The sequence below is a fragment of the uncultured Planktosalinus sp. genome (assembly GCF_963973675.1).
Taxonomy (GTDB): Bacteria; Bacteroidota; Bacteroidia; order Flavobacteriales; family Flavobacteriaceae; genus Planktosalinus.
Map to the genome: position 1 here is coordinate 1 of NZ_CAXBAN010000198.1, position 4,888 is coordinate 4,888.

3 protein-coding genes are annotated in these 4,888 nt (G+C 35.6%); all 3 read left to right on the forward strand.

Features of this window, described 5'->3' with window-relative positions; all coding sequences use genetic code 11:
* Positions 1 to 984 (forward strand): hypothetical protein (locus tag AACY61_RS08685; RefSeq protein WP_339611183.1); only part of this gene is annotated, 984 nt, incomplete at its 5' end.
* A gap of 134 nt (positions 985 to 1,118) precedes the next feature.
* Entirely contained in the window at positions 1,119 to 2,555 is a 1,437-nt protein-coding gene (locus tag AACY61_RS08690; RefSeq protein WP_339611184.1) for a T9SS type A sorting domain-containing protein, read from the forward strand.
* Positions 2,556 to 2,570: 15 nt separating this feature from the next.
* Positions 2,571 to 4,888, forward strand: a 2,318-nt coding sequence (locus AACY61_RS08695; RefSeq protein ID WP_339611185.1) for a SpvB/TcaC N-terminal domain-containing protein, incomplete at its 3' end; no start/stop codon positions are given.

The following is a 4,888-nucleotide window of genomic DNA, read 5'->3' on the forward strand; positions in this document are numbered from 1 at the left end:
AACCGTGTTGAATCATATCTATCTTTAAAATATGGATTTACGAAATGGAATACTGATCATTACAGGGACTCTGATAATAAAATTTACTGGAATAAAGGAAACAATGATTTGTTTGGCAATAGAATTTTTGGGATTGGAAGGGACAGTATTTCGGGACTTAATCAACTACAATGTGAAAGTGTTCATGCAATCGATTTTCTAGTAGCTGCCACCCACGAAATCATGGAAACAAATGTTATGGTTCAGGATAGTGTGACAATTGCTAATAACAATTTCCTTGTATTTGGTGACAACGGGTTAACAGGTTTAAATGAACCCAATTCTCAAGGATTGCAACATTTGAACAGAGTTTGGCTTGCCCAATCCACCGGTGACTCAATTAGAAATGAACCTATACATTTAAGAGTTGAACTAACTACTGTGTTTGATGCTAGTTATATCGGAAGAATACTACAGGGCGGATTTAAAGTATGGATGTTACACGATCCTTATGTAAACAATGGAACTGTATCAGATTTTGATAACGGAAATGTAGCGTATTATCCATCATTTGATGTGGAAGAAATGCCCAACGGTAAAGTATATGCTCATTTCAAAGAAGTATATTTTGACCCAGACACGAACAATTTTGATCAATTTACTTTTGGAGTTGGGCCTGAGATGCTTATTCAGGTTCGATATTCACAATGGCAATGTACAGGAACGTGTTTTGATATTGAAATTTTAATAACCGGAGGAGAGCCCTCTTACACTGTCACTTTAACAGATGAAACGGATACTACTTACCCGGTAACATTTGACCCTGTACTCACAAACCTTAACGAGGCACACACCTATACTGCCAATGCTTGTGCCGGTTTAGAATATACTGTAGAGGTTGAGGATAATAATACTAATGTTGTAGATCATACTTTTACACTCGATGCTTTAAATTATACATTAGACTTAGGGCCGGATCAAAATTTCAAACAGAAATTTTATTAGATGCGGGAGTTGGAATAAATGATCCTGATGCCACTTATCAATGGTTTTTTAATAGTGAAGAACTTGCTCATTATGACAGTACTTTATGGGCAACTGAGGCCGGAAATTACAAAGTAATTGTAACTACATCAAATATGGCTTGCAGACTTGAGGATGATATCAATCTAGGTCTACAACTTAATGGATTAATAGACTACAATTATTTGTGCAGTGAAGAACAAAGCTATCTACAAGTTGAAATAATAGAAGGGGTGCCCAATTACTCAACACATATTTTAGGTATAGATAATGATTATGATGTTACTTTAATTCATGAAAATGATTTAATACATTATGGAATACCCATTGGTGATTATTTAATTACTGTGAGTGACTCAATGGGATCAAGTTTTCAAGAAGCGCTTACCATAGAACCCAGTTTTACCAATAGTCCGAATTTTGGCCCTGTTCCACCATTAAGTTCATCACAGCCTACTGTACTACTAGATGCAACTCAAGTTTTTGGCACAAATCCCAATTACAGTTACTCATGGTTTCATGAAAATGAGCTGCTTTCAAATACGACTTCTGAACTATTAGTAGACACCCCTGGGTTGTATACTGTTATTGTGGTAGATACTGAAAGTGACTGTGAGATGGAAGCGAGTATCGTAATTGAATATATTCTGGAAGTAACCATAGAAACCAATGTATCATGCAGTTCTAATTTAAATTATTTAAATATCCTTATTGATTTTGGTTATTCCGGATATTATACCACTATAGAGGGGAGTTTAGGATCTAGCTACACTTTTACTCATGGAGGAGATTACACAATTTCGGACTTAGATTTTGACGAATATTTAATTACAGTTACTGATCAAAATGGAGACGGTGAAGTCTATCAAGAACTAATTGATTACACCTCCTCTGGCTTTAATTTGGATTTAGACATTTACAGCCAGTTAATTGATATTTGTGAAAACTGTTCAGGATCAGCATGTCAATTAGGCACTACCCAGTGCCCCAACAATATTCCATTTTTTGATGCTCCCTGCCCGTCTTTAACAAACTTTACTCTTGACGCTTCAGTTTTAATTCAAAACAACCCTAATGTTGTTTATGAATGGTATATATGGGATGAATTAATATCAAACTCACCCCAAATTTCATTTGAATATAGTGGAAGGTGTTCAATAGACTATCTAAACAATAATGCTTGCAACAATAATTATGTATACACTGTGGTTGTATCAGATCCTTTAACAGGATGTAGTACTTCACAAATTTTTGCAACCAAAGCATGGTGTCCTATTCTAATCGAGAACCCAACGCCTAAAGAATACAATTCGCTTATATACCCTAATCCGGGGAATACAGAAGTAACTTTTTATTATGAGGTAAGTTCTAATTTAAATTTTGGTGGCACTGTTGAGGTATTTAGTGTAACCGGTCAACTGATTTATTCCAATAGTATTGATGGGAACAATCAGTTTACCCTGCCTTATTCAATTTCTACATCAGGCACCTATTTTATTAGAACCACCACAACAGACGGAACCGTACTTGTTGACAGAGTAATTATTAAATAACAAAACCAACCCCTTATGCCATTTAATTTGTTTAAAACATTGAGAAAACCCGGATACACAACTTTTTTGATTGCCGGCCTAATGAGTAATATAATTGTATTTGCTGAACCTGTTCAGAGGGCTAGTTCAAACCTTCTTATTGAACAGCGAAGCTCCCATTCAATGAATCTTTTAAATTTTATCACTAATTCTTCAATTAAAGAAAAACCTTCTAAGGTTATTGAGTCAAAAAAGGAGTCTACTGATATCAAACATAGTGATTACACTGTAAAAGAGGTTGAAATTGGACATTCTAATGAATCAGTCAAAACAGTTTTGGAATCTGAAACAGAAAATCAAAAAGAAAGCATTCAACCAAACGTGGCCCATAAAGATTTAAAAGAAAAATTAGTATTCTATGCGGAAGAGAATCAAGGTAAAATTGGAATTGAAGAGGTATTCTATCCTGAGAACCCTCATGACAATTATTTTAATGTATTTGTACCTGAAAATATTTCCATCCAGGAGTATGATGTAATATTATCATATGATTTATATGGGTTAAGTGATGCTTCAAATACCACTAAAAGCATTAACGGGATGGAGTCTTTTGGCGGGAAGGTTATCACCAAAGATAATGAATGGAAAGAAGTTGAAGAGGAATTGCACCGAAGCCACTTAAAAAAAGGGGTTAATGAGATTTTCTTTACCAGGCGAACAGATGTTCCATACACCTACTTTGTAAAAAACTTAAAACTTTCATTCATAGAGAAAAAAGACGAGCCATTCAAAGTTTCTGTAAAAGTAACTCACAACAGCAGTCAAATATACATAACTGGTACTTCGTCAATAAATAATCAGGAAAGCATCCAAATTTCGGGAGAAACTTTAGAGGTTAAAAATGGGATCATCGACAAGGTATTGAATTTAAAACCAACCGATAAAAGCCTTGCTATTTATTATCAAGATTCACAAATCACAAAAGCTATTGAGTATCCCAGTGAGGGTGAGCATGTTGTTTTAGAGGAAATTATTTTTGAAGATGAAGAATTGACTCAAAACCAACAACTTTCTTTGAATACATTAGAGACTGGCCTACAGTTTCAATCTTTAAAAATTGTGAAAACAAGTGAAGCTGTTTATAGTGAAAATGCTGCTTTATCAGTTAAGGGTTTAAATTTCAAAGATTTAAAACCCTTGAATCAGGATTTGATTAATGTAACATCAGGTATTCATGATGCATACAGGATTAAAGGCTCTGAAATAGATGCTAATGCTTTGATGGAGTTGCATCTCAATTTTGATGAAACATTGGTTCCTGATGGGTATAGCAGTCAAGATATCCGCACTTATTATTATGATGCTGATGCCCGCAACTGGAAGGCATTACCATTTGAATCAATTAATCGAGAAACAAACAGTGTTGTATCGATGATGGTTGACCCGGGAGGTGAAACAGATTATATCAATGGCATCATTAAAGTGCCTGAAAATCCAGAAACGTCCAGTTTTGTCCCTACTACTATGAGTGATATTGATTTTGCAAACCCATCCGCCGGTGTTGTAAGCATCCCGCCTCCATCGCCAAATAATTTAGGAGCAGCAGGGACTTCTTTTCCAATTAAGTTACCGCCCGGCAGAAACGGTATGCAGCCGTCTTTAGAAGTATCGTATAATAGTGAGGGTGGCAACGGATGGATGGGAATGGGATGGGATATTCAAGTACCTGCATTAACTGTTAACACTAAATGGGGTGTACCGCTCTTTGATTTGAATACTGAAACTGAATTGTATAGCTTGAGCGGGCAGGATTTGGTTTTCAAACACAATGATGAATTTACTGCTCCCCATCGAGTCACAGATGATATTGCCCGTATTACTGGTGACAAACAATTTTATTTAAGAAAAGAAGGATCCTATTTATCAGTTATTCGCAAAGGTACAGGTCCCACAAACTATTGGTGGGAAGTCACAGACAAGTTTGGCAACATAAGTTTCTATGGAGGAAATCAAGGTGGTGTGGTTGAAACCGCTGTAATAAAAGATGAGGAAGGCAATATCGCACATTGGGCTTTGCAACGCCAAGAAGATCCTTATGGCAACTACATTGAATATACCTATGATAAAAACGCTGTAGTGCTTGGACTTGATGTAAGTGCACAAGAATTTTACTTAACAAACATTAAATATACCCAACACAGTGGAATTTCAAGTTATTATGAAGTTGATTTTAAAAGAAATCAATACAATGTCGCCGACGTGGAACAACCCGCTGTTTATGAAGAGAGAAAAGATAAATTTACTAATGCCCGTTATGGTTTTTTACAAATAACCCAAGATTTATTGACTGAGAT